The organism is Sphingomonas sp. Leaf339, assembly GCF_001426195.1.
Classification (GTDB): Bacteria; Pseudomonadota; Alphaproteobacteria; order Sphingomonadales; family Sphingomonadaceae; genus Sphingomonas.
Genome location: NZ_LMRS01000034.1, coordinates 288,613 through 314,267, shown reverse-complemented (window position 1 = coordinate 314,267; position 25,655 = coordinate 288,613). Strand labels below are relative to the sequence as shown.

Here is a 25,655-nt window from a genome sequence, read left to right as displayed (position 1 = left end):
GCTACCTCACACCCGCAAAATCCACCCCTGTCGATCGAGCATCCAGGCAAAGAGCCAGCATAAAGCGGTGTAAGCAACCGCACACATCAAAGAACCCGCTGGCCCCCGCACGATCTGCTGAAAGATCGCGATCCCAACCCATTCATACGCGTGCATATCCGGGCCGACCGGGATCAGCGCCAGCGTCGTGACGAACAGCTCGGAAAAAAGGTAGATCGCGAGCGGATTGCGGCCGGGAATCGTGAAAATTCGTGTTCCCTTCCGCCAGCCGCGGCGCTCCACCAATTCGACCAGTGCCGCCAGCGCGATCAACGCGAGCCCAATGGTCAGCAGCGCATAGGATCCGGTCCATAGCTTCTTCGCGATCGGCATCCACGGTGCCCATAACGCAGATAGGGCGATTGATCCGGCGCCAACCAGGGCTAGGCCGGCTACGGTCTGCCCGGTCTTGCCGCGATACCGCACGAACCGACCGGCGAGATAGCCGCCCAGCACGTTGACGATGGCGGGCACGGTGCCGAGCAGACCCTCTGGATCGAAACCATGATCCCGACGGTAAAGATGATCCGGGCCGATCAGCAACAGGTCCAGCCGGGTGCCGATGTTGCCCATCTTATCGTAGGCTAGGCCGGGTCCGCTCAAGCCGGTCAGTACCAGCCAGTATCCGATCAATAACGCCGCGGCCAACAGCACCAGCCCCCGCACGTCCAGCCAGCGTATCGCGATCGCCGCAGCGACGTAACAAAGCGCGATCCGTTGCAGCACGCCGGGAATACGGGTTTCAGCCAATGGTTTGATCGCCCAACCGCCATCGGGCGCCGCGGCGACGAAGGGGTACCAGTACATCAGGAAGCCGAGCAGGAACATCAGCGCCCCGCGCCGCACCACCTGCCGCAGGAACGGGCCGGCGGGCGCATCGCGCCGTAGCGAGAAACTCATCGCCGTCCCGACCGCAAACAGGAACGACGGAAAGACCAGATCCGCCAGCGTAAATCCCAGCCACGGCGCATGCCTCAACTGGTCATAGGATTCCGCTCCCGGTCCGGCGGTGTTGACCACGATCATCAGCAGGATCGTCAGACCGCGAAATACATCGAGCGACAGGAATCGTTCGCGCGGGGCTGGCGGGGCTGGCGGGGCGGTGGGGAAGGCGGTGTCGCTCATCGGGCTGCCATCGTGGCAAGCCTTCGGGCCTGTGCGACCGGATCGATCGGCGCTGGGGCGGCGGGTACGTCGCGTCTTGCGACCCACGCAGTTTCCCAGCGGCGAATCTGCGCGATCGTCGCATCTTCTTCGAACGGCCGTCCGGCTATTGCCGCGGTCCGCATCGCGCGAAGAAACATCGTCCACCGCGGCAGATAATATCCGGCGTATAGTCCGGCCCACGCCTTTGACGCATAATCCGACAGATGTCCCTGTCCGCCCCAGATCGTCACCTGCGCGCGGGCGTTGCCCTCGTAAGCGTCCCGCTCCGCAGGAGTGTCGCCATAAGCGCGGGCATCGCCGATCCAACTGGCCAGACTTTCCCGCTGCCCGCCGACCAGCCGATCGGTCGCCATGGCCAGCGCCGTCATGGCGGCGGTCGCCCGGTCTCCTGCCGCCACGTCGCCCGCCGCGTAGGCGGTTACCGCCGCCTGCAATTGCCGGTCGGCCTTCATCGTCGCCAGATGACGCACCAGATCGATCAGGTCGCGGTGGAAAAGCGGTTCCCGATCAAACCCGCTGGCCGCCGACAACAGTCCGTCGATGCCGCGTGCCAATAGTGCCGGATAACCCGGTGGCCCGGCAAAGGTCGTGATCCGCGCGGTCGGCCGCTTGAACAGCAGATAGGCGCCGGCCTCCTGCTCCCACCAGCGCGGTGTCCAGTATTTCGTCGAATAGGCGCCGGCGACGATGTCAGACCATGCCGCCAGCAATGCCGGGGTGGTCCGGCCGTACCGGGCACGCAGATATCGCGCGATCCACGCCTCAGTTGATTCCGCGCCCGCACCCCAGGCGAGATCATAGGTATAGGCATAGACGACGGCATTGCTGTGCAGACCTTCGGGAAACATTCCGAACCCGGCCAATTGCCCCTTGCCGGCATTGGCCTGCACGTCCGCCATATCGCGACGGTAAAAGTCCAGATCGCCGTACACCGGGTTGCTGCCACCATAATTATGGACATAGCCATAGACCCAGTTCTTCCCCTCGAACGCGCGGGTATCGCGCCAAACGCCGGGATAGCGATCGTTGCCGATATCGAGCAGCAGCATCCGGTCGTCGGGCACCTTGCTCAGGAAGGCGGCGATCGCGGGCGGCGACCAGAACGTCTTGTCCGCCCCGAACAGCCAGCCCTGCATCACCCATGTCGCGCCCGGCGCAGCATCGGCGATCGACCGGTACAGCCGCTCGCCATAGGCGGCGAGGCGACGGTCGCGGATTTCAGGTGGGATCGCGGCGACCTTCACGGCGGCGGTGTTCGCCGTCGCATCGCCATAGCTGGCGTCGCGTGCGTCGCTGCCGTCTTCCGCGATCGGCGGTACCATCTCATTGAAAGCATCGGCGAGATAGTAACCGCCGACACCATAGGTCCTGGTGTAGAGCGCGATGAACCGCGCCGCGAGGTGCGCGAACAGAGGGTCGGCGGGGTCCAGCCAATAGGTCGGCGGAAATCCCTCCCATTGGCGCATCCGATAGATTCGCGCTTCTGGATGCCGATCGGCGAAGGCCTTGGGGACATAGCCGGCAAAGGCGGGCAGCACCGGTTTCATCCCCAGTGCTTTCATCCGGGCGAGGATGCGCAGTTGCAGGCGATGCTTCTTCTCGATCCAGCCGGCGGCAAGCGGCGCGCGATAGCCCTCGATATTGCCCATCCGTTCCCATGGCAGGAACGCGGGACCGGAGAAGTGACCGGCGATCGCCGCATCGTCCAGCCCCGCCTCGCGCCACAGTGCGCGCCAGACATATTCCTGTCCTTCCAGTGCCAGCGGCATGTCGACACCGTTGGCCGCCATCCAGTCGATCTCGCGCTCCCATCGCGCCCACGTCCAGAACGGCGTCGTGTAACCATAGGTGCAGGTATTCAGATAGGCACGGTGCCGGAACGGCGATGCGGTGCGGTTGATCACCGCATCGGGCAGCCGCGCCGGCAAGGCGACGCGATTCCCCTCCCAACTGACCGACGCCAGCCCGGCGCGATTGAGATAGGCATAGGCGCCACGCACCAGCGCTACCGGGGACGATCCCTCGATCCGGGCACGCCCGTCCGTCGCGTGTACCGTGTACCATGAGTCCGGCTGAGGGGTTAGGCGCATGTCGAACGCGGCGGCGCGCGGGCCGATCAGACGGGTGACGGCAGCCGCTGCGGCGGCTGTTCCCGATTTTTCATGGCGAAGGGTTGGGACCGCCGATCCTGCGGACTTGGTAGCGGAATACGCTGGCGAGATCGTCGCGCCGATGCCCGCTGCCACGATTATTGATCGGATGACGATCTGCATCGTTCGTTCCCTCGTCCTGCTGCCTTCCACCATCGATCCGTCGCGGCGCCAATGGCGGTGCAACGACTGCTTCTTACAACCGCACGCTGATGATAAGGTGGTATCTCTGGCCCGCGAGGCCCGTCATCTCTCACTGATCGCCAGAAACCGGCAGGTGCTCAGGGCGCCCCTTTCAAGCCTAGCTCAGCCAGTATGCCGCTGAGATGAGCCAGCGCTGCTTCAGTTGGCCCCGGATAGGGGCCCGGTGTGGGCTGCTCACCGATATAGCCCATATCGTCCTTGCCCTGGGGCAAGCTGTAGAACCCAAGGACGAACAGTTTGCGCAGCGTTTCCATGAAGGCGATCGGCGCGACCATGCTCGCGGCAGGGACGGCCTCGCCAAGGCCATCGAGGATGACGCCGCGTTGCTGTGACGAGATCGCCGTGAATGACTTGGCGTGCATCAACCTGCTTTGCGCGTCGAGCCAGCCGAGGCCCCCGATCACCTTTGACCGGTCCAGCCGCTGAACGGGGTAGGGGGCGCTGATCCACTCGTCGATGAATGCTCCGACGCCGATCGTGCCGGCGCCGGGAGAGATGTCATCGGCGGGCAGGATCATGTCACCCAGCAGGTCGATCATGGCTCGCTGGGGTTTGTCCAACGTCAACGACCACGGCACCTTGGGTTGGGTAAGATCGGGGTCGCGGCCATAGCCCTTCGCCGGCACGGGCTCCGGTACGTCGGGCCAGGGGGCGACGACCTTGAACGGCGCGGCCGCGACGTTGCCGGCGACCAGCGTTGCGGCGGGCGACCAGCGCGCGAGCGGCAGCAGGGTGGCCGTCATCATCCATTGCATCGTGGTGCGGCGCGACGGCGTCATGCGAATGCACCCGTCTTGAAGCGGGCGGCCAGTCGCTCGGACGCACGCAGCGCGAGCGCGAGGATGGAGAGGGTGGGGTTCTTATGGGCGCCCGATGCGAAGATCGCGCCATCCATCAGCACCAGATTGCCGACATCCCAGGTCTGTCCGTATCCATCGACGACTGATGATCGCGGATCGGCGCCCATCCGCGCGGTGCCCAGTTCGTGGATAATTTCACCCCCGGCGGTCATGATCTCCTCAGGCGGCAGGTCCGGATCAAGGACCGTACCCTTGAGGCGCTGAAAGACCGCATGCGCGGTGCGACGCCCATGCGCGACCTGATTCACCTCGTTCCGCGACCAGCGGAACGCAAAGCGCAACACGGGAATACCGAACCGATCCTTTACCGTCGGATCGATCTCGCAGAACGTGTCCTTGTTGGGGATCATCTCGCCGCGCAGCGTCAGTCCGATCGTCGCGCCCGATGCATTGCGTACCGCTTTCTTCAGCGCCGTTCCCCATGTTCGGGGAAGTGCTTCGGCCGGAGGGATGCCGAAGCGACCACCGATTTCGAAATGATAGCCACGCGCGAAGTCCAGCTCGCCGCGCTGCTGCTCCTTATAGAGCCAGAACGGAATGTATATGTGCTGACCGCCGATCCCATCCTCATTGTAACGGGGCCGGCCGGCAAGTGCGGGGATGTAGGCGCGAAACGATGCGCCGGTGGAATCGGTGAGGTTGCGACCCAGTTCGCCCGACGAGTTCGCGAGCCCTTGTCGCCCTTCACCCGAATTCAGAAGCAATCGCGTCGTCTCTCCCGTGCCCGCCGCTAGTACGACGGCGCGTGCCTTGACGACGTGGCGCTGGCCCGTTTTCCGATCGACATACTCGACGCCAGCCGCACGGCCCGGCGCGGCCATCACGATGCGGGATACCATCGCGTCTGTTACCATGGTCAGTCGCCCGGTCGCCTTCGCCATCGGCAGCAACGAGGTCGTCGTTTGAAACATTGCCCCGATCGTGCAGCCGCGCGTGCATGGCGTCGCGTTCAGGCAAGCGCTGCGGGGGGCTACATCGTCGGGCATGTCACGCGTCAAGACGGCGGTATGCGCCGGTCGCACCGGGATGCCGAGACTTTCAGCAGCGGCCTTGATCAGCATCTCGGGAACGCGCGGATGCGGCGGCGGCATCAGGCAATCGGCCGGGGAGTCGGGGTGGTTCTCCAGATCGATCCGGCCGCCATTGACACCGATCATCCGCTCCACGCGATCGTAGAATGGTGCCACATCGTCATAACCGATCGGCCAGTCCACGCCCAGCCCGTCTCGGGAGAACGGTTTGAAGTCGTATGGCCCCAGCCGTGGCACGTGGCGTCCCCAATGGTTGGTACGTCCTCCCAGCATCCGTGGACGATACCACCGGAAATCCGACCCCTTACGCATCGTGTAGGGCTCACCGTCGATCTGCCATCCGCCACCGACCGTTGCGTCGAAATATCCGAACGGCTTGTCTGGCGTCGATGTGCCGCGAAGCGGCGCGTCGCTCTCAGGTGCGAACATGTTGACCTCGGCCTGCGGATCATAGTCGCGGCCGGCTTCCAGCATCAGACAGCGCAGACCCGCCTTGGTCAGGCTGAATGCCGCCATGCCACCCGCTGCACCCGATCCGACGATGATTACGTCGACCGCGGTATCCACCGCACCAACAGCGGGGCTCGTCATCTCTCGGCCACCTTCGCGCTTGCGCCAATCCGCCGCAGCTTGATGTTGCGGAACGCGACCGGCTCGCCGTGATCCTGAAGAGCGATGACACCGCTCGAAAGGGTGCCGAAGAATGGCATCTTGGCGAATTTCGACTGCGCCACCAGTTTTCGCCATCCATCGTCACCATACGGGACATCGGCGGTCGGTATGCCGTTCAACCATTGGCGAATGCGACCGCGCTCGACCAGCAGTCGTGCATGGTTCCATTGTCCGGCCGGTCGCGAGGCCTTCGGGGGCGGAACCGTGATATCGTAAAGCGCCCCGGCATGATGCGATGGTATCTTGCCGTCGGGGTGGCCCGCATCGTCGAGGATCTGCATCTCCAGGCCGGTTTCATAGACCCGGGTCGTCTGTGGCAGGTTGCGGGCCAAATATATGACCCCGCTATTGCCACCGCGATCCACCTTCCAGTCGATCGTCATTTCAAACGATCCATATTCGTCGGCCGTCACCAGATCGCCGCCGCTCATCTGCCCACTGGTCGCGGTCAGTTCCAGCAATCCGTCATGCACTTTCCACATCGCGGGCGCCGTTCCGCCCTGATACGATCGCCAACCGTCCAGATCCCGCCCGTTGAACAACAGCCGCCAACCCGCCGCCCGCTCGTTCGGGGTCAGGCTATTGTTCGCCGCGTTATCTCGGCTGGCAATCGCGGACGTCGAAACCAGAGCCAATATCGGCAATAATAGCACCGAAACACATCGCATATCCGTCTCCTAGGCTGTCTCGACGAATGCGAGTATCTTGGGCCTACCTACGGACACCCGTATTCCATCATAGTATCGATGTCGCAAGCTTTGGAACTACACGAAAGCCTGATCGCCTATTCTCGGAAATCAGCGATTCAGGATCGATCATATTTCGGTACCCGACGGTGGAGCGCGCCCGTCCGATCGAAGCAAACAATAGGTTGGCCGGCAGATTGGTAGCCGCCGAACCGGGGAGACCAGTCGACAGCGTCAATCGCGGATGCGATCGGCCGCTCGCCAAGTCGCTTCAGGGAGCTCACGCCATACTCCATCCGCCATCGATCGTGTGCAACTGGCCGGTCGTATAGGCGCTCTCGTCACTAGCCAGGTACACTGCGAGGAATGCGATCTCGTCCGCCGTGCCCAGCCGACCAAGTGGTTGGCGTGCGATAAAGGCGGCACGCGCGGCCGCTTCATCCCCGGTGGCGGCCAGCCGTTCGTTCAGGCTAGGCGACTGCACGGTACCCGGGCAAATCGCATTGCACCGGATATGGTCGCCGACATGATCGACCGCGACCGCTCGGGTCAATCCCGCGACCGCCGCCTTGCTCGCGCAATACGCATAGCGACCTGCGACGCCGATGATCGGGCCAGCGACGGAGGCCATGTTGATGATCGATCCGCCGCCCCGGGCGATCATGCCCGGCACGAAGGCGCGAAGCATGTAGGTGATGGCGTGGACATTGAGATCAAAAGACAGGCGGTATCCATCGTCCGAGGTGGTGACCAGGGTTCCAGCATCGACATATCCCGCGCAGTTGAACAGAATGTCCACCTCGCCAGTGTCACGTCCAAACGCCGCAATCGCTCTTTCGTCGGTCAGGTCGAGTACGTGCTGGCGGCATCCGGCCACGCTGGCCAGCATGTCGGCGTTGCGATCGACGGCGATCACGTCTGCCCCTTCGCGGGCGAACATTTCCGCCGATGCGCGACCGATACCTTGTGCCGCGCCGGTGACGATCGCCCGCTTGCCCCTCAGTCGTGTCATGCCATTCTGTCCTACCGGTACCGGGCATCCGCGAGGATGCACCCTTTGCGCGAAGCCGCCATGCTGGTCCTGCGCCGATGACGGCCCCAGCGCGATTTCTCAGAAGCGAACGCGTACGCCCGCCGTTACGCGCCGACCGTTATCCACGATACCGCGCAGCAGCCCGACGCCGGTGTCGTTGATGATCTTCGCGTTGGTCGCATTGGTCAGATCGGCGTTCAGGGTCACCATGCGGTTCAGGTCGTAGCTCGCCGAGATATCCAACTGTCCATAGGAACGCTGATAGTCCCCGTCGCCGAACGTGCTGGTCGGGTCGTTCACGAAGCCGTTGCGATAGTTATACGAGGCGCGGATGCCAAAGCCGGATTTCTCATAATATCCCGCGATATTGTAGCTCCGCTTCGATGCGCCGGAGATCGGAATGGCCGGCTGTCCCTGCGTAACCACGACGTCGCCCAGGTCGAGGTAGGTGAAGTTCCCCAGCACGCCCAGCCCGTCGAACGGCCCGGGCAGGAACGTGAACGGAACCTGCGCGCCCAACTCAAAACCCTTGATCTTGCTGCTGGCGCCATTGCGCGGCTGGCGAAGCAGGAACACCTGCTGGCGGCTACCGCCTTCCTCCAGCTGCACGGTCTGCGTCACCGAGTTCGCCGAATTGATGATGAAGTTCTTGACGTCCTTGTAGAATACCGCCGCTGACAGCAGTCCGGATTTCGCGAAATAATATTCAAGCGACAGGTCGATCTGGTTCGACAGGTAAGGCCGCAAGTTGGGGTTACGTGCATTGATGGTGCTGGTGTTGGCGTCAACGCTGAGCGTTGGCGAAAGCAGGCCGATGTCAGGCCGGGTCAGCGTCCGCGCGACAGCCCCGCGTATCTTCAACTGCGGGGTCAGATCATAGGACAGGTTGGCGCTCGGCAGCCATTCGGAATAGCTGTTGTCGATCGATACGGGTGTCGTTCCCTGCACGACCGTGATGATACCGCCGCGCCGCACGAGTAGCGTGGACAGGTCGGCGGCATTGCCATCCGACGTCTGGTCGGTATGAACGTAGCGCAGCCCGACATTGCCGTTGAAACGATCGTTGAGCGCCCGGATATCGAGCTGGCCATAGCCGGCATAGGAGCGTTCGGTGACCGTGAAATCGTTGGCGAGCTGCGCCTGCGGCGGTGCGAGCGACAATACCGTCGACAGCGGTATCCGGTCGAAGAAGGCATTAAGGTTCGGCGCGAGATAGACGCCGAGCGAAGGCTGCACGAACTTCGAGTAATCGACCTGCCCCAGGATGGGGGCAGCCGAGGTGCTGCCGCCCTCCACATTGGCGTTGTATGGCTGACCCAGAGCGGCGGCGAACTGCTGCGACGTCAGGTTGAACGTCCGCGAGTTGAAGGCGCTTTTCCGGTTCGCGAACATGCCGCCCGCCTTCAATACCAATTTCGCATCAGCCAGGTCGATGTCCCTCGCTACGTCCAGCCGTCCATCGTAATTGCGGTCGATGCTGGGCGCGCGGTACGTGCCGCCGACTGCAAGCAGATTGAAGGTCGAGGGATCGAGCGGGTCATAGCCACGCTGGAACGCGACGGTGGGTTCGCGCCCTAGGTTCCCCCCGGTGTCGTAGCTGGCCCGCGCGCGCGAATTGATCGCAAAGCCATAGTTGCTCGAGATGCGCCGCGCCTTTGAATAGGTAAATTCGCTCGACACCTTCAATTGGTCCAGCGTCCAGATGCCGCCTGCCGCACCGGTGAACAGTTTGTCGCGCGTGTCGATCGGCCGCGTATCGGAGCGGTGATCGACGCCGTTGGCATCGAGCGCGGTCAAATACCCGTCAGCGACGGTGCTACCGACGATCCCGGCGCCCGTACCCTGGATGTTGGTGAAACGGACCTGGTGCTCGTTATAGATTGAGTAGTCTTTGAAATCGGAGAAAAAGCCGTCGGCGTACAGGTCGAGCGTATCGGTCGGTTTGAACTGAAACCCGCCGATCATCGTCACGCGTTCGAACTTTCCATCCTGCGCGACCAGGTTGGTCGTGTGGATAAACCGGTAGGCATCGTTGAAATCGCCATCGCGATTATAGTCGAGCGGTGGGTTGCGCCGTGCCTCGATCCCATTTTCCGCGCCATAGCCCAGATAGCCGGCTGAGAGGACGCGGCGCTTTTCATAGTTGATGCCGAAATTGGCGGCGAAGCGGTCATTGATGACCTTGTTGACGAACAGCGATGCGTGCGGCGTGACGCGGTTCGGATTTTCCTCGTAAATACCCTCGGCGGTGACGGCGATCACGTCGCGCCCGGCGTCCAGCGGGCGTGCGACGCGCACGTTGACCAGACCGGCAAGGCCGCCCTCGACTTGTTCGGCGCTTGGCGACTTGATGACCTCGACGGCGCTGACAAAATCGGACGACAGCGACGTGAAGGAGAAGCTCCGCCCGCCACCGGGCGTCGCGATCTGCCTGCCATTGTATAGCGTCTGCGTGAAATTGGGCCCAAGGCCGCGCAGTGCGACGCGCGATCCTTCACCCTTGTTACGCGTGATCTGCACGCCCGTGACGCGCTGGAGCGATTCCGCGAGATTCTGGTCGGGAAAACGGCCGATGTCTTCGGAGGAAATGGCGTCGACGATGCCGATGTTGTTGCGCTTCAACGCGGTGGCATCGGCCAAACTGCGGCGAATGCCCGTGACCACGATCTCCTCTCCGCCCGCGGCGGCGTCGACCGGATCATCTTGCGTGGCCGGTGCGGCGACGGGCGTGGCTGGCGCCTCGGCAGGCACGGTCTGCGCCATGGCCGATGACGCGACCGTGATCGCCAGCAGCGATGCGGTACCGGTCAGAAAAGATGTCGTCATTCTACTCTCCCTGTGATGGCGCCCGCCCTTGGTGACGGGTCGCCGATGATGATTGTCACGCCCGAGCAGCGCCGATGTTCAACGTGATGGTGTCGCCGCGACGACCGGGAACATGCAGTCCGCCGTCACCGGCGCGGATGGCGACCGTCGCGCCATCACGCGTGGCCGCCAGCAATTGTCGCCCGGCGGGCAATCGGATCAATGCATCGACGCCGCTGACGAAATGCAGGTCGGCGCCATCCAACTGTCCCGCGCTCCAGCGTTGATCGACGGTGATGCCGCCCCGCGCGCGCAGGCCGCGCGCGCTGCCGCTGCGCCACGCCGGCGGCACCGCAGGCAAAAGTGCGATCGCGCCGTCATGGCTCTGCAACAGCATCTCGGCGATCGCTGCGGTGATCCCGAAATTGCCGTCGATCTGAAAGATCGGCCCGTTGCCGGAGGGGTGCGTGTCGAACAGATTGTCGAGAACGCTATGAGCGAAGAACGCATCGATCGATTTTCCCGATCGTGCATCGTCCCCCATCCTTGCCCAGATGCAGGTCGCCCAGGCACGGCTCCACCCGGTTGCCGCACCGCCATTGTCTTCTCGACGTTGCATCGACGTCGCCACCGCCTTGGCCCAGCGAGGCGTACGCGAGGGCGTGAACTCGTTCCCCGGATATAGCGGATATAGATGCGAGACGTGCCGGTGACCGGGCTCGGATTCCGGGAAATCACGCGACCATTCCTGCAACTGGCCGTGCGAGCCGATCTGGTACGGCGCCAACCGCTTCGCCAGATCGGTCAGGTGGGCCGCAAACGGCCCGTCGACTCCCAATATCTGTGCGGCCGCAATACAATTCGTGAAGATTTCGCGCGTCAAGGCGAGGTCCATGGTGCAGCCGGCACTGATGGACGCGGGCTTGCCATCGGCGGCAAGAAACTGGTTTTCCGGCGATACTGACGGCGCAGTCGTCAGCCGGCCATTCTGGGGATCGGCGACCAGCCAGGCGGCGCAGAACTCTGCACAGCCGCGCATCAACGGATAGCCACGCTCCCGCAAGAAAGCGACGTCGCCGCTGAACAGGTAATGCTGCCATGGATGCTGGGCGAGCCATGGACCGCCCATCGGCCAGTTGGCCCAGACCGGCGTACTGTCCCTCTCGCCGACGGGATTTGCCATCGCCCAGACGTCGCTGTTGTGATGAAGGCACCAGCCGGGCATGCCGTAATAGTCGCGCGCGACGGCACGACCCCGTACCGCCACATGCTCCATCCAGTCGAACAGCGCCGTGTGACAGTCCGCCAGATTGGCCGTCTCCGCCGGCCAATACATCATCTGGGTGTTGATGTTCGTCGTGTGGTTGCTGCTCCACGGCGGTCGGACTTCGGCGTTCCAGATGCCCTGCAGATTGGCAGGTTGAGTGCCTGCCCGCGAACTGGCGATCAGAAGGTATCGACCGAAATGGAACAGCAGCGCGGCCAGTCCCGGATCAGAGGCGCGAACATTGCCCATCCGCCTAGCCCCGGTCGGCTGGTCGGCCGATCCGCCGTCCAGCTGTAACGACGCGCGTCGGTAGAGTTGCTGGTGATCGGCAACATGCACGCTGCGCAGTGCGGCAAAGCGCTTGCCAGCCGCGGCTTTCAATACCGCGGCCGCTCTGGCTTCGATCTCGTCGCTCGACAGGTCGGGCATTTGGTCGAACCGGCGAAAGCCGGTGGCGGCGGCGATGCGCAGGACCACTTCGCTGGCGCCCCGTACCTCGATCATCCTATCCCGCGCCGTGGCCTTGCCGCCGCGTGTTTCGACATCGACGAGGGCGACGAAGGCCATGCCTTTGCCCGGTGCGTCGTCATAAACTACCGGATCGGCAATCTTGCGATAGTTCGGCGCGCACGAGGCCGGCGCTTTGCCGCGCAGGATCAGCCGCTTGCCCACCGCCCGACTCTCACCGCGCAGCAAGGTGGCCATGGCCAGATCGCAGTCGATGGCACCACCTTCCGCCGTCAGTCGCACCACGATCAGCTGATCCGGATGAGAGACAAAAACCTCCCGGCGATAACGGGTGCTGCCAACTGCGTAACTGACCGTCGCTTCGGCCTGATCGAGGTCAAGCGCGCGACGATAGCCTGACGCCGATCCGCCATGATTCATCGTGATGGTCAGGTCGCCGAGCGGTTCATAGCTTTGGCTGAACGGGCCCTGCAGTCGCATGGCGCGCTTGTCGGCTTCGTGGTTGTCGCCGGCGAACGTCGCCTCACGCACGCCGGGAAGGGCGCGGATCGCCTCGCTGTTTGCGTTCGGTGTGGGGTAGCCGGACCAGAGCGTGTCGTCGTTCAAAGACAGGACTTCGCGCATGACCTCCCCGCGGACCATCGCCCCCAGCCGCCCGTTACCGACAGGCAGCCCATCCACCCAACGGGTCGCGGGTGCGTCGAACCACAGCCGATGATCATCCGTCGAAGAAGCCGGCATGGCGCGAAGCGGAAGGGCGGCAAGACCGGTGGCAGCGACCGCGATGCCGCCAGCTTCCAACAGATCGCGTCGCGAGAATTCGCCGGTCATCCACCTCTCCCGTCTTTGCTTATATGAAAAAGTATATTCGCTGATGAGAGGGTGTCAATAGGACAGTACGCGACCCTGACGTATATCAGCCCGGTGCAAACAGATGTTTTCCGGCGAACCATATGCGCCAACGGCTAATTCCATCGTTTCCGAGCACGTCGAACCTCAACCTCAGCACGCAAGGAAAATGCCGATGACAAGCACCTATCTTGCATAAGAAGAAATACTATTTCATATGTGGAATAAGACAGAGCAAAATCTGAGAGGGAAGCCAACGATGCGCGTCGTGATGTGTCGAGAACCACTATCTCTCGAGGTGATCCAGAGCGCGCCGCCGGTCCGTGCGGAGGATGAAGTCGAGATCCGCATCCGCCGCGTCGGCCTGTGCGGCACGGACTATCATATCTTCACCGGCAACCAGCCATTCCTCAGTTATCCCCGCGTCATGGGCCATGAATTGGCGGGCGAGGTTTTGGCCGCGCCGGATGGATCGGCATTGCGACAGGGCCAGGTGGTCACGATCAACCCGTATCTTTCGTGCGGCGCCTGTGTGGCCTGTCGGAGGGGCAAGCCCAATTGCTGTGCTCGTATCGCGGTATTGGGGGTTCATATCGATGGCGGCATGCAGGATCGCATCGTCGTCAGACAGTCGGCGGTGGTCGATGCGACGGGCCTTTCGCTGTCGCAGGCGGCGATGGTCGAATTCCTTGCGATCGGAGCCCATGCCGTCAACCGTGGCGGCTTACGATCGGGCGATCGCGTGCTCGTCGTCGGTGCTGGCCCGATCGGTATCGCCGCTGCCCTGTTTGCGCGACTGGACGGTGCGGCGGTCACAATCATTGATACTCGCGCGGCGCGGCTGGATTACGCCCGTCAACGGCTGGGCTTCGACAGCACCGTGCTCGTCGATAGCGCGATCCATCAAACGCTTGCGGAGCAGACGGACGGCGACTTCTTTGACTGCGTCTTCGATGCCACCGGCAACATCGATGCGATGTGTACCGGCTTGAATTATGTGGCCCAGGGCGGAAGTTATGTTTTGATCAGTGTCGTCAAGGGCGACCTGGTCTTTCCCGATCCCGAATTCCACAAACGCGAGACGACGCTGATCGCCAGTCGAAATGCGCTTTCCACCGACTTTGACCGGGTGATCGCGGCGATCCGAAACGGCAAGATCGATACCGATGCGCTTCACACCCACAGTGTGGATGCGGACGAACTCCCCACGCGGATTTCCGAATTGATCGCCGGCGCCGATCACGTCTTGAAGGCGATCGCGACGTTCTGACGGGGCTACCCGCGGCGGCGCATGTTGCTCCGGCGCGTGATTGTTCTGACGTGACGCAACCGTTACCGTCGATCCCGTCGACGGGAGAAGATATGACGCGAGAAGGCCCCAAGGGAAGCTATGCCGCTCCGGCTCTTGAAAAGGCATTTGAAATTCTGGAGCTGCTTGCCAAGCAAAACAGCGGCGCCACGATCAGCGAGATGTCCGCCGTCCTCGACCGGTCGGTTGGGGAATTGTTCCGCATTGTCATCGTGATGGAACGGCACGGCTATCTTCAGAAATCGCCGGTCACCGATCGCTATTCGGTGGCCTATAAGCTGCTCGACCTCGCATTCAGCGCGACGCCCGCGCAGAATGTCGTGGAGGCGGCTCTACCGGAAATGCGGGCGTTGGCGCAGGATATCGAACAGTCCTGCCATCTGGTCGTCGTCAGCGGCACGCAGGGTATGATCGTGGCCCGCGAGGAGAACCCGGCCACCCGCGGCTTCGCGCTCCGCCTGGGCGCCAGCATCGACCTGTTGAACAGCTGTTCGGGACATATCCTCTTGGCGATGTCGCCACCCGACAAGGCAGAACTGTTGATCGACAGGCTGCTGCATGAGCGGCAACCGCCGGTTGATGTGGCGGCACTTCAGCTACGCCTCAAAAGGGTGCGCGCTGAAGGGTTCGACGTGCGGCGAAGCCCGGTCACATTCGGCGTGACTGATATGAGTTATCCGCTCTTCGGCTTCGACGGCGGACTGATGGCGGCCCTGACGATCCCATTTCTGGAATTGATCGACGGCTCTCAAAAACTTGACGCAACCGCGGCTCGGCTGCGCCTTGGCGAAGCGGCGGCACGGATTTCGGATCGACTGGGATATACCCGTCCGCAGCTCGACTAGCCGATCGTCGAGCTACCGATTTTATCTTGCGATATCTGCGGATGCAAACTAGCTTTTACCGATAAAATAATATTTATGTGAGAGGCGCTTCGATGACCAGCTTGGATAGCGGCGACTTCCATCGGTTCAGGGCGTTTCAGCCGTTCCCCGTACCGGTGGCATTTTTCAGCAACGCGGAAAGGGGCGCCTGATGCACGCAGCCCCCGATATCGTGGATGAAAACATCGCCGATCCCGCTGGCATCGGCGACCGCAATTATCGCCCCGCTCTCGTCATCACCGTGTCCCTCTTTTTCTTGTGGGGAATGGCAAATAATCTGAACGATATTCTGATCGCGCATTTCAGGAAGGCGTTCACCTTATCGGATTTTGGTACCAGCTTCGTTCAGCAAGTTTTCTACCTGGGATATTTCATCTTTGCCATTCCGGCATCGGCGGTCCTGCGGCGCTATGGATACAAGGCCGGGATCGTAACGGGCCTTTCGCTCTACGCAGCCGGCGCGTTGCTCTTTTACCCCGCGGCACTTCTCAGCGCTTATCAGCTTTTTCTCTTCGCCTTGTTTGTCATTGCGGCCGGTCTCGCGTTTCTGGAGACCTCCGCCAATCCACTGATTACCGAGCTGGGTGATCCATCCACGGCGACGAGACGACTGAATTGGGCGCAAGCGGCCAATCCGCTGGGGGCCATCAGTGGAATTCTGATCGGTCGCAATTTCATTCTGTCGGGCATCGAGCATGATGAACGGGCGCTCTCGGCCATGAGCGATGCCGCTCGCACGGCATTCCTGCAGTCCGAAGTCCAGGCCGTGGCCGTGCCCTATCTGGTGATCGCCGGCGTCGTCCTGCTGTTCGCCGTAACGGCGGCATTTTTACGTTTTCCAGGAGGCGTTCGACGTGAAACAGGATCGGGCGCCCGACCGGGAAGTTTTGCCGATGTCTTGCGCCGCCCCCGGCTGGTGGGTGCGGTGGTCGCCCAATTCTTCTACGTCGGGGCACAGGTCGGATTGTGGAGCTACACGATCCGCTACGCTCAGGGAAATCTCGGCGTATCGGAGCGCGGTGGCGCAGATGCGCTGTTCGCCTCGCTGATCCTGTTCTCGGTTGGTCGTTTTGCCGGCACCGCGTTGATGGCACGCATCGCGCCTGTCCGTTTGCTTGCCGTATTTGCGGCGATATCGGCCGGGCTGGCGATCGCTGCCGCGACGCTTGACGGTCACGCGGGGCTTTATGCCTTGGTCGCCGCGAGTTTCTTCATGTCGATCCAGTTTCCCACGATTTTCGCGTTGGGCGTGGAAGGGCTGGGACCGCTTCGTCGTTTGGGTTCGTCGCTCATCATCATGGCGATCATCGGCGGGGCAGGGGTCACTGCCCTGACCGGATGGGTTTCCGACCGAGCCGGCATTTCGACGGCAATGCTCGTACCGGCAGTCTGCTTCGCCGTCGTGTTCGTGTTCGCGATGGCCTGCACGCGTTCGGATGCGGGCTCGACGAAAGCCATGGCATGACGGCCATTCCACGACGGTCGTTAGGCGCGACTGATCTCCTCGTCACCGAACTCGGCTTCGGGGCAGCGACGCTGGGCAATCTGTTTACCCCGGTCAGCGACGCGGTAGCACGGGCTGCTCTCGACCGCGCGATCGAGGCCGGGATTGGCTATATCGATACGGCACCGCATTATGGCCGCGGTCTGTCGGAACGGCGCACCGGAGACGCCGTGCGGTTACGAACCGAGCTGATCGTCTCCACCAAGGTGGGCCGATTGATGCAGCCCGATTCTACCGTGATCGATGACCGGGAGCGAGACGGTTTCCGGTCACCGATGCCGTTCCAGATGACATACGACTATACGGGTGATGGCATACTCAGGAGCCACGACCATAGCCTGCAGCGGCTGGGCCTGGATCATGTCGATATCCTGTATGTGCATGACATCGGACAACGGACCCATGCGTCTCGCGCTTCATATTATTGGGACCAATTGACCACGGGCGGCGGCTTCAGGGCACTTGAACGTTTGCGCGACGAGGGGGCGATCAAGGCATTCGGTCTTGGCGTGAACGAGATCGACGTCTGTTTGGACGCCATGCATGAGACCCGTCTGGACGTCATATTGCTGGCTGGTCGCTACACGCTTCTTGAACATGATGCGCTCGACGAACTGTTCCCCGCCTCAGCGTCTGACAATACGTCGATCGTGATCGGCGGACCATATAATAGTGGCATTCTGGCCATGGGAACCAAGGGCGGCGGGGTGGTTCATTACGACTATGGCATAGCACCCGAACATGTCGTGGCGCGCGTCCGTCAGATTGAGGATGTCGCTGATCGGCACGGCGTCAGCCTGCCGGCTGCGGCCCTGCAATTCGTACTGGCAAACCGCCAGGTGGCCAGCGTTATCCCCGGCCTCGGCAGCGCCGACCGGGTCCAGCAGACGATGACGCTATACCGCGAACAGATTCCCGACGATTTCTGGAATGAGTTGCGCGAGCAGAACCTCATCCGACGCGACGCGCCCGTGCCGACGGCTGCCCGGTGACGACGGCCGTGATCCAGCTGACGTCCACAGACAATGTCGTCGTCTGTTGCCGCGATATCGAGGCCGGTGAGACCATCGCAACCGACCACCAGGAATTCATGGTCACCGTCCGTGTGCCGCTGGGTCACAAACTGGCGCTGATCCCGCTAAAGGTCGGGGACAAGGTCGTGAAATACGGGATGGCGATTGGGTCGATGACGGCCGATGCCGCGCCTGGTGAGTGGATCCACATGCACAACATGAAGAGCGATTATATGCCGGCACATCTGCGTGATGCCGCTGGGGATCAGGCATGATGAACGCGTGGCTGCGCTCGGACGGCCGCAAGGGCATCCGAGATGCGATCCTGGTCGTATATCTGGTGGAATGCGCGCACCATGTGGCACGGCGGGTGGTCCAGTCATTCGACGACCCGCGCGTTCAATTGATCGGCTTTCCCGGATGCTATCCCAACGATTATGCCCTCGCGATGATGAAGGCGCTGACAACTCATCCCAACGTCGGTGGCGTCGTGCTGTTGTCACTGGGATGCGAGAGCTTCAATCGCGAAGCGCTCGCCGCTCACGCTATCGACCATCATCGCCCGGTAGAAACCGTCGTCATTCAGCAGGTCGGCGGTACGCGTGCGGCGATCGCTGACGGCGTGGCGGCGGTGGGGCGGGTTATTCAAATGGCCGACGACCGGGCCGTCAGGGTGGCGATGGATCGATCCGAACTGGTGATCGGCACCATCTGCGGCGGGTCGGATGGCACCAGCGGAATCACCGGAAATCCTGCTGTTGGCCGCGCCTTCGATACGCTGATCGACGCGGGAGCGACGTGTATTTTCGAGGAAACAGGCGAGATGATCGGCTGCGAAGGCCATATGGCCGAGCGGGCGGCATCGTTCATGGTTGCTGACGCGATCATCGCGTCGATCCGACAGGCCGAGCATTATTATCGCGCGATGGGATATGGCAGCTTTGCTCCTGGCAATGCCGAGGGGGGGCTTTCCAGTCAGGAGGAAAAATCCGCCGGCGCATATGCAAAATCCGGCAGCCGTCGGATCGACGGCGTGATCCTGCCGGCGGAACAGGCATCGGCGCCGGGCCTGTATCTTCTCGATGTCGTGCCCCCCGGTGATCCGAAATTCGGATTTCCGAACATCGTCGACAATGCCGAGATCGCGGAACTGATCGCATGCGGCGCGCACATCAACCTGTTCGTCACGGGCCGGGGTTCGGTCGTCGGCTCGGCAATTTCTCCCGTGATCAAGATTTGCGCCAATCCGGAAACGTATCGTCGCATGGAAGACGATATGGATATCGATGCCGGTCGTATCCTCGAAGGGGATGCCACTCTTGATGAGGTAGGGGCGGAAATCGTCGAGCTGATCGAAATGGTGGCGGATGGTCGGAAAACCAAATCGGAGGATCTGGGGCATCAGGAATTTGTCTTAACCTACAAGACTAGCCAGCCGGCGGGGCCAGGATGTCTCGCTCGCGGGTCGTAGTCGGATTGGGTTCTGTCAGAACTGATACACAGGCTGCGCATCGAGTCATGATTCCGTCTACCCAAATACACCCGACAGGACGACGAGAGGGCCGAAGCCGAAGATCGAAGTCATCGTGTCGCCGACAACATTGATGGGACGGCGGGTTTCATTCCCGTAGGCATCTCGCAGACCTAGGACGATATAATCGCCGTCCTTACTCCCGACCATCGCGCCCCGTTCGCCACCTTGTCGCAATCGGACAAGGTGGCGAACGAGTGTCGTTACATGCGGTATGAGACGCGAAGATACCCGAACTGACCAGGGACATCGTAAGTCGTCGGGTCGTAGTTCGGACCGGTGCAGGTCGTGCAGGCGGGCGGATCCTGATCAAACACATTGCGAACGCCGACCGTGAAATCGACCTTCTTATCGAGGAAGGACGGCGCGAAGATCAGCTGGACATCACCGTAAAAGGTATTGGCCAACCGGTTTCCCGTGTTCTCGGTAACGTGATTGATATAGCGGCCGGTGAACGACGCTTCGAAGTCAGCGAGGCTCCAGCTGACGACACCGGTTCCCTTGAACTTGGGATAGGATTGATCCGGCGAACCACGGGTGGTGCCGCGATAGCTGATCGCACTGAACCCGGTCGAGGTCGGCGTCGTTTCGGTGTACTTCATCAGGTGGTTGCCGTTCAGCGACAGGCCAAAGATGCCCGCGCCGGTCTGGGGCGACCGGTAGTTGAGCGTCAGATCGATACCGCGAGTGCGGATCTGCCCGATATTCTGCAACAGGCCGATGATGCTGGAAATCCGACCGCTGCTGCTGCGCACCACGTTCGTGCAGCTCAGCGCATCGCCCGCCTCTGCGCAACGAGCCAGCGTTACCTGCGGGTTGGTTGAGGCGATCGCGCCCGACACCTTGATGTCGTAGTAATTCGCCTCCAGCGCGAACTGGCTGGCGAAGCCGCTTTCCCGGACAAAGGCCGGGCTGATGACGCCACCGAACAGCCACGTCTTGGAAGTCTCGGGCGCCAGTGCGCGATTGCCACCCGTTGTCACGCCCAACTGGCCGATCGGTTCCTGATAGCTGCCGTTGGCGGGCACGCCGTTCGCGGTGCAATTTGCGCGCACCGTTGCCGATGCTTGATAACGGGAGCCGGCGATATTGCTGCACGGATCGGGCACGCCGATATCGGATCGCGACTGTGCGCCGAAAAGCTCGCCGATGCTGGGGGCGCGGAAGCCTTCGGCGAAGGAGCCGCGTAACAGCAGATCGGGGATCGGCTTCCACAGTCCGGTGGCGGTGAAGGTGGTATTGCTGCCGCTCGTCGAGTAATTCACATGGCGAACCGCGCCGGATGCCTCCAGCGAACTGAAGAATGGTACGTCCTTCAGCAGCGGAATGCGGATTTCTCCGTACACTTCGTCCGAATTGAAGGCGCCCCGCGCGGCCTGCGCGGGGATGTCGGCGCCAAAGCCCGCCTGGATCAGCGGATCGGGCGTGAACGACCCCTCTTGATAACGATGTTCGTAGCCGACTGCGATACCGACCGGACCGCCGGGCAGGTCAAAGAGTTCGCCGGACAAGTTGGCGGTGTAGTCTTGCAGTTCCTGGTTGCTCTTGGCGCGCTCGACAAAGCCGACATAGGCAAGCATTTGCGGCGTGATCGAACCCGCGCCGCCGAAAATGTTGAACGGCACGCATTCGCCCGTGCATTGCGAAAGCGGGCCCAGTGCTTGTGCCAGGCGCTGCGTGTTGATGTTGCCGGTGAAAACCTGCTTGGCGTCGTTCAAGCCCTGTACTGCGTTCACGTCCCAGTAGAACCGCTTTTCGCCGATCTGGAACTTGCCATCCAGCGTGGCGCTCAGGGTCATCGTGTCGACCTGCTGACTATAGGTGCGCTGACCCGCCTCGACGAGGCGGCGGCCGATCAGCGCGTAATTCGCGGCCGGCTGGCCGGCCCCGCCGGCTGACAGCGTGACACCGAAGGGATTGAACGGGTTTGTCGCATCGATCGAAATCCGGTCGGTGAGCGTGCCGGTGCCTGCGTCGGGTCCGACGTTCAGCGGCAGGAAGGCGGCCTGGTTCTGCGAGTTCCGGCGATTATAGACGGCCTTCAGGCGTAGATTGATATCCGAGCCGAGTTCCTGCCTGAAGCTGCCGAACGCACCATAGCGTTCGGACGGGGTCAGGAAATAGTTGAACGGCGCGAAGTTGAAGCGGTCCGCCGCGGTGAACGCGCGAAAATCGCCACCGACCAGCGTGGGATCATAGACGCCGCGAGTGGTGAGGCCGTTTTGGCGCACAGTGATGGTGCCACCCTGGGGGCGAATGGCATTGCCGGCATTGAATACCACCCGGCCGCCAAGCGCTGCGCCCGAACAGCCGCCACGCGGATCGGTACAAGACGTCTGCCCCGGATTGGGAAACTGCGAAATCTCACGATCCCGCGTTCGAACGCTTCCTTCCTTCACATAGCTGGCGCCGATGACCATCGACGTGGACGGTCCCTTCACGCCATAGCTGATGTCGCCATTGTAAGAATGTCCGTCGCCCGCGCGAAACGTGCCGAATTGGCCGGACATGCGCAGGCCCTGCTGGCTGCTCTTCGTGATGATATTGACGACCCCGGCGATGGCGTCCGAGCCATAGAGCGGTGACTGGCCGGATTGCAGCACCTCGATGCGCTCGATCGCACTGTTCGGGATGGAGTTCAGATCGACCACGCCGGGGATACCGCTGGCCGAGGCGCCATTGACGTAGCGAAGTCCGTCGACGAGCACGAGCGTGCGCTTCGCGAGCAGATAGCGAAGGTCGATTTCGGCCGAGCCGGCGCCGACCCCGCCACCATCCTGCGGGTTGCCGATATTACCCGAGTTGTTGGCCTTGGTGTTGAGACCGCCGGCCGCGCTTGGCAAACGCTGCAGGATATCCGCCACCGAGGTGAGACCGGTTTGCGCCAGCGCGGCGGAATCCAGCGTGACGACGGGCGAGCGTTGCTCCAACGGGCTCTGACGAATCCGCGATCCGGTAACGATAATGTCGTCAGGCTCGGACGTATCGGCCGCCTCGCCGGTGGAAGCATCGGCCGCGACCGCAGGGCCGACATCGACGGCTTGAGCGTATGCGGTGGTGCCGCTCATCAGCACGGCAGCGAGGCACACGCCAGAGCGCAGCAAGGTTCGGTTCATCATCGGTATAGGCCCCCCTGAATTTGGTGAGGACAGACCTTCTGGAAAACACGCCGGGCTGCAATAGAAAGTCCGAGGTGGGCCTAATACAAGTAACGAAATTTCAATACCTGTAACCGAATTGCAACATGATTTGTATGCGAACACAAACCCGCGCGAGCCCCGTCATCGGGATCATCGCGCGTCAGCGGTGCAGTGCTGCATCACAAGGTTCACGACGGCGACAGCCCGCCTCGCGCTTGTAGCAAAAAATCAAATGAGTGTTGGCGTGCAGAACTTGAAGATACGAATAGCGAGGCTGCCTGCGATCAAGGTGTCGATACGCCGCGTGAATCGCCGATCTCCAGCCAATAGCCGTCCGGGTCCTGAACATAGATTTGGCGGACGCCGTCGAACCGGATTTGCATGGTGCGCGGTTTGCCGGCGAGATCGGTCCAGACGAGACCGCGCCGGTCAAGCCAACTAGTGACCACCGCCAGATCGTTGACGTGAAGAGCGAGATGCTCATCACGGTTTGATGGCTTCGGCGCGGTGCGGCCATCGAGAATATGGAGCGCCAGTCCGTTGCCGAGATCAAGCCATCGACGGTTCTTGAGCGGCGTCGGTATCATCTTCAGACCGAACGCCTCCCGATAGAAAGCTGCGCTGCGATCGATATCCGCCGACTGGATCGCAACATGCTCCGCCCGCACCGGAGCGTCGGCAGGCAATTGTGGCGCCGAGGCTAGCGCCAGCAGAACGAGATATGCGATCATGGTCGGCTTCCTGAATCCCTGGAACGCCGAGCCTAGCGGATCACTCTTCAATCACAACCAGCGCTGATCGACATCAGCATTGTCGTTTCAAACCGATGCCGGACGAGCGCAAAGGCTGACCTGGCCGTCCGCATTACACGATATTTATGATGGCAGAGTAACGACGGCCTCTACAATATTGCGATTTTTCAACATCGTAGTTGCGGCTATGGCGGAGACGGAGTCCGCCATCAGGTGTTCCGATGTGGACCAATGTAATCCAGATTTGTATTGTAAACCAGTTGTTTAGCGGAATGGTTTGTCCGTTGAGATCCGACACGATCCAGCGTATTCCAAGTCTTTATGTTGGTCGCTATGTAGGGCGCTATGAGCGGTATTAAACCAACCGGACAGCATCGGGAGAAGCGTCTTAGCGCTGCCTTTGTGCGGACAATCAAGGTCGCCGGCTTCTATGGCGACGGCCACGGTCTTTACCTAAAGGTTGATGCGTCGGGCGCTAAGCGATGGGTCCAACGGATCGTAATTCAGGGTAAACGCCGGGATATCGGCTTAGGCTCTGGCGATGCTGCCGGAAAGACGCTCGCGGAAGCCCGTGAAGCAGCCCTACAGAACCGAAAGGCTGCAAGGGTAGGTGATGACCCCATCGCGGCGAAAAAGCGCTCTACGAGCATCCTAAGCTTTGAGGAAGCGGCAAAGAGTATCCACGAACTATCAAAGCCAACGTGGAAGAACGATAAGCACGGTCAGCAGTGGATTAATACGCTGACAACTTACGCATTTCCTTACATTGGTAAAAGGCGGGTCGATATTATCAATAGTAGCGACGTATTGGCTGTCCTTACGCCGATTTGGAACAGTCGACCGGAAACGGCGCGTCGGGTGAGGCAACGGATTGGTACCGTACTCGATTGGTCGATCGCCCAAGGTTGGCGAACGGACAATCCTACGAAAGCGACGATCAAGGGTCTTCCCAAACATGACCGGTCGAAGGTCGAGCATCGTAAGGCTTTGCCCTATGACAAGGTAGGTGACGCTATCGCCAAGATACGCGCCAGCGATGCCGGTATAGCTACAAAGCTGGCATTCGAGTTCCTTGTTCTTACCGCAACGCGATCAGGCGAGACACGGGAAGCGGTGTGGAGCGAGTTCGACCTATCGAATGCCGTGTGGACTATCCCCGCTGCCCGTATGAAGGCCAAGAAGTCTCATAGAGTGCCGTTGTCCACCCGTTGCCTCGCCATCTTGAAGGAAGCGAAGGCTTTAAAGCGGCAAAGCGACGACCTTGTGTTTCCCGGCACCAAGGAGGGGAAGCCCCTGTCTGATATGACGCTCTCCAAGCTCGTTAAGGAGCTTGGCATTGAAGCTGTGCCGCACGGCTTCCGGTCGTCCTTCCGTGATTGGTCTGGCGAGACGACGGCACACCCGCGCGAGGTAATCGAGTTGGCTATGGCGCACGGCATAAAGGACAAGGCCGAAGCCGCCTATGCTCGTTCCGACCTTTTTGAGAAGCGCCGCGCGTTGATGAATGACTGGTCATCCTACGTCGGTAACAACAAGATCTAGGACTTCGGGCTAACAGCTTAATCAAGGTGACCAAATTGAGTAACTTATGAAAAGTTTCGCAAATTGCGGAAGTAATAATATACTAACGGTTTTTTACCCGACGCGGATGCCCTATGAATAGGCTTCCAACAACGGAGCAAACCTATGGCAGCTAACCCAATCCTTCGCCGAACTGAACTGTTACAGTTAATCGGCGTAAGCCGTTCAACCCTCTACCAGTGGATGGCGACAGGCCAATTTCCACGCCCCCTGTTGCTCGGTAAACGTGCCGTTGGTTGGAAAAGCGAGGCGGTTGCTGATTGGCTGTCGTCTCGGCAACCCTCTATCTAGATCGAAAGGAAATGATCATTACCACCGTACAAGAATTATTACGTAAACGAGAAAATCGACGCTTTGAGGCGCAGTATGAAGAAGCGATTAAGGTCGAAGCTGAGCTTCAAGAAATCATTAGCTTTCTCTATATGTGCTTGGAAGGAAAAGCGCTGGATTGGCAGGAGCGCGATCGTGTTAAAAGTGTTGTTCATCAATTGACTACGACACAGATAGTTGTGGCCGCAAGCATAAGCCGCCATGCCGATACTATTCGGGGCTTAAGGGAATTCGAGAGCGCTTAAGCCCGATAGGCTTACCATCGCGCAAGCGCACGGGCGAGAGGCACGTTAGAGCTAGCCGCCCGTATCGCACCGTTGGATATTACCGGCGAGTTAGTTCTATCGAACTACGCCACCAATGCCCTCAAAACCCGCCTA

19 protein-coding genes are annotated in these 25,655 nt (G+C 61.3%); 9 read left to right on the top strand and 10 right to left on the bottom strand.

Features of this window, described 5'->3' with window-relative positions; all coding sequences use genetic code 11:
• Nucleotides 1–6 precede the first annotated feature (6 nt).
• From ASG67_RS13810 to ASG67_RS13775, 8 genes are all read right to left on the bottom strand, one after another.
• Nucleotides 7–1,164, bottom strand: a complete 1,158-nt coding sequence (locus ASG67_RS13810) for an acyltransferase family protein (protein ID WP_056531309.1) — start codon at nt 1,162–1,164, stop codon at nt 7–9.
• Nucleotides 1,161–3,479 carry an alpha-N-acetylglucosaminidase gene (locus ASG67_RS13805; protein ID WP_056531306.1) on the bottom strand — a complete coding sequence of 773 codons (2,319 nt, stop codon included), beginning with the start codon at nt 3,477–3,479 and terminating at the stop codon, nt 1,161–1,163. Before ASG67_RS13805 ends, ASG67_RS13810 begins: the two co-directional genes overlap by 4 nt.
• Before the next feature lie 158 nt (nt 3,480–3,637).
• Nucleotides 3,638–4,339, bottom strand: coding sequence for a gluconate 2-dehydrogenase subunit 3 family protein (locus ASG67_RS13800; protein ID WP_056531305.1), 702 nt, complete (start codon nt 4,337–4,339; stop codon nt 3,638–3,640).
• Nucleotides 4,336–6,042, bottom strand: coding sequence for a GMC family oxidoreductase (locus tag ASG67_RS13795; protein ID WP_056531303.1), 1,707 nt, complete (start codon nt 6,040–6,042; stop codon nt 4,336–4,338). The genes ASG67_RS13800 and ASG67_RS13795 overlap by 4 nt, the downstream gene beginning before the upstream one ends.
• On the bottom strand, nt 6,039–6,791 hold the full coding sequence (locus ASG67_RS13790; protein WP_056531301.1) for a DUF1080 domain-containing protein: 753 nt from the start codon (nt 6,789–6,791) through the stop codon (nt 6,039–6,041). Before ASG67_RS13790 ends, ASG67_RS13795 begins: the two co-directional genes overlap by 4 nt.
• 298 nt (nt 6,792–7,089) lie before the next feature.
• Nucleotides 7,090–7,821 (bottom strand): SDR family oxidoreductase, encoded by a 732-nt coding sequence (locus ASG67_RS13785; RefSeq protein WP_056531299.1) that lies wholly within the window; start codon nt 7,819–7,821, stop codon nt 7,090–7,092.
• A 99-nt stretch (nt 7,822–7,920) separates the two neighbouring features.
• On the bottom strand, nt 7,921–10,668 hold the full coding sequence (locus ASG67_RS13780; RefSeq protein WP_056531297.1) for a TonB-dependent receptor: 2,748 nt from the start codon (nt 10,666–10,668) through the stop codon (nt 7,921–7,923).
• Nucleotides 10,669–10,723: 55 nt separating this feature from the next.
• Entirely contained in the window at nt 10,724–13,213 is a 2,490-nt protein-coding gene (locus tag ASG67_RS13775; protein WP_056531295.1) for a glycosyl hydrolase family 95 catalytic domain-containing protein, read from the bottom strand.
• Nucleotides 13,214–13,490: 277 nt separating this feature from the next.
• Between ASG67_RS13775 and ASG67_RS13770 the strand changes: the two genes are divergently transcribed.
• The 6 genes from ASG67_RS13770 to ASG67_RS13745 all read left to right on the top strand — a co-directional run bounded on the left by ASG67_RS13770 (nt 13,491) and on the right by ASG67_RS13745 (nt 19,412).
• On the top strand, nt 13,491–14,501 hold the full coding sequence (locus ASG67_RS13770; protein ID WP_056531293.1) for a zinc-binding alcohol dehydrogenase family protein: 1,011 nt from the start codon (nt 13,491–13,493) through the stop codon (nt 14,499–14,501).
• A gap of 92 nt (nt 14,502–14,593) precedes the next feature.
• Entirely contained in the window at nt 14,594–15,385 is a 792-nt protein-coding gene (locus ASG67_RS13765) for an IclR family transcriptional regulator (RefSeq protein ID WP_056531291.1), read from the top strand.
• Between the two features lie 190 nt (nt 15,386–15,575).
• The gene (gene fucP, locus ASG67_RS13760) at nt 15,576–16,889 is read left to right on the top strand and encodes an L-fucose:H+ symporter permease (RefSeq protein WP_056531289.1); all 1,314 of its coding nucleotides are present in this window, start codon (nt 15,576–15,578) and stop codon (nt 16,887–16,889) included.
• Nucleotides 16,886–17,920: an aldo/keto reductase gene (locus tag ASG67_RS13755; RefSeq protein ID WP_056531287.1), complete on the top strand. Its 1,035-nt coding sequence runs from the start codon at nt 16,886–16,888 to the stop codon at nt 17,918–17,920. Before fucP ends, ASG67_RS13755 begins: the two co-directional genes overlap by 4 nt.
• Nucleotides 17,917–18,216: a UxaA family hydrolase gene (locus ASG67_RS13750; RefSeq protein ID WP_056531285.1), complete on the top strand. Its 300-nt coding sequence runs from the start codon at nt 17,917–17,919 to the stop codon at nt 18,214–18,216. Before ASG67_RS13755 ends, ASG67_RS13750 begins: the two co-directional genes overlap by 4 nt.
• A complete protein-coding gene (locus tag ASG67_RS13745) occupies nt 18,213–19,412 on the top strand; it encodes a UxaA family hydrolase (RefSeq protein ID WP_056531283.1) in 1,200 nt (399 codons plus the stop codon). Before ASG67_RS13750 ends, ASG67_RS13745 begins: the two co-directional genes overlap by 4 nt.
• A 263-nt stretch (nt 19,413–19,675) precedes the next feature.
• On the opposite strand, the gene ASG67_RS13740 is transcribed toward ASG67_RS13745, so the two are convergent.
• Both ASG67_RS13740 and ASG67_RS13735 read right to left on the bottom strand, forming a co-directional pair.
• Nucleotides 19,676–22,591 carry a TonB-dependent receptor domain-containing protein gene (locus ASG67_RS13740; RefSeq protein ID WP_056531282.1) on the bottom strand — a complete coding sequence of 972 codons (2,916 nt, stop codon included), beginning with the start codon at nt 22,589–22,591 and terminating at the stop codon, nt 19,676–19,678.
• Between the two features lie 305 nt (nt 22,592–22,896).
• Nucleotides 22,897–23,343 (bottom strand): VOC family protein, encoded by a 447-nt coding sequence (locus ASG67_RS13735; protein ID WP_056531280.1) that lies wholly within the window; start codon nt 23,341–23,343, stop codon nt 22,897–22,899.
• A gap of 366 nt (nt 23,344–23,709) precedes the next feature.
• On the opposite strand from ASG67_RS13735, the gene ASG67_RS13730 reads away from it, so the two are divergent.
• From ASG67_RS13730 to ASG67_RS18985, 3 genes are all read left to right on the top strand, one after another.
• Nucleotides 23,710–24,906 (top strand): tyrosine-type recombinase/integrase, encoded by a 1,197-nt coding sequence (locus ASG67_RS13730; RefSeq protein WP_056531278.1) that lies wholly within the window; start codon nt 23,710–23,712, stop codon nt 24,904–24,906.
• Nucleotides 24,907–25,050: 144 nt separating this feature from the next.
• Entirely contained in the window at nt 25,051–25,236 is a 186-nt protein-coding gene (locus tag ASG67_RS19880) for an AlpA family phage regulatory protein (RefSeq protein ID WP_082543529.1), read from the top strand.
• 11 nt (nt 25,237–25,247) lie between these two features.
• On the top strand, nt 25,248–25,520 hold the full coding sequence (locus ASG67_RS18985) for a hypothetical protein (protein WP_156460827.1): 273 nt from the start codon (nt 25,248–25,250) through the stop codon (nt 25,518–25,520).
• Nucleotides 25,521–25,655: the final 135 nt, after the last annotated feature.

Bases quoted from the DNA above. Each gene is read 5' to 3' on its own strand.
- ASG67_RS13810 (WP_056531309.1), bottom strand. From the start codon at position 1,164: ATGAGCGACACCGCCTTCCCCACCGCCCCGCCAGCCCCGCCAGCCCCG.
- ASG67_RS13805 (WP_056531306.1), bottom strand. From the start codon at position 3,479: ATGCAGATCGTCATCCGATCAATAATCGTGGCAGCGGGCATCGGCGCG.
- ASG67_RS13800 (WP_056531305.1), bottom strand. From the start codon at position 4,339: ATGACGCCGTCGCGCCGCACCACGATGCAATGGATGATGACGGCCACC.
- ASG67_RS13795 (WP_056531303.1), bottom strand. From the start codon at position 6,042: ATGACGAGCCCCGCTGTTGGTGCGGTGGATACCGCGGTCGACGTAATC.
- ASG67_RS13790 (WP_056531301.1), bottom strand. From the start codon at position 6,791: ATGCGATGTGTTTCGGTGCTATTATTGCCGATATTGGCTCTGGTTTCG.
- ASG67_RS13785 (WP_056531299.1), bottom strand. From the start codon at position 7,821: ATGACACGACTGAGGGGCAAGCGGGCGATCGTCACCGGCGCGGCACAA.
- ASG67_RS13780 (WP_056531297.1), bottom strand. From the start codon at position 10,668: ATGACGACATCTTTTCTGACCGGTACCGCATCGCTGCTGGCGATCACG.
- ASG67_RS13775 (WP_056531295.1), bottom strand. From the start codon at position 13,213: ATGACCGGCGAATTCTCGCGACGCGATCTGTTGGAAGCTGGCGGCATC.
- ASG67_RS13770 (WP_056531293.1), top strand. From the start codon at position 13,491: ATGCGCGTCGTGATGTGTCGAGAACCACTATCTCTCGAGGTGATCCAG.
- ASG67_RS13765 (WP_056531291.1), top strand. From the start codon at position 14,594: ATGACGCGAGAAGGCCCCAAGGGAAGCTATGCCGCTCCGGCTCTTGAA.
- fucP (WP_056531289.1), top strand. From the start codon at position 15,576: ATGCACGCAGCCCCCGATATCGTGGATGAAAACATCGCCGATCCCGCT.
- ASG67_RS13755 (WP_056531287.1), top strand. From the start codon at position 16,886: ATGACGGCCATTCCACGACGGTCGTTAGGCGCGACTGATCTCCTCGTC.
- ASG67_RS13745 (WP_056531283.1), top strand. From the start codon at position 18,213: ATGATGAACGCGTGGCTGCGCTCGGACGGCCGCAAGGGCATCCGAGAT.
- ASG67_RS13740 (WP_056531282.1), bottom strand. From the start codon at position 22,591: ATGATGAACCGAACCTTGCTGCGCTCTGGCGTGTGCCTCGCTGCCGTG.
- ASG67_RS13735 (WP_056531280.1), bottom strand. From the start codon at position 23,343: ATGATCGCATATCTCGTTCTGCTGGCGCTAGCCTCGGCGCCACAATTG.
- ASG67_RS13730 (WP_056531278.1), top strand. From the start codon at position 23,710: ATGAGCGGTATTAAACCAACCGGACAGCATCGGGAGAAGCGTCTTAGC.
- ASG67_RS19880 (WP_082543529.1), top strand. From the start codon at position 25,051: ATGGCAGCTAACCCAATCCTTCGCCGAACTGAACTGTTACAGTTAATC.
- ASG67_RS18985 (WP_156460827.1), top strand. From the start codon at position 25,248: ATGATCATTACCACCGTACAAGAATTATTACGTAAACGAGAAAATCGA.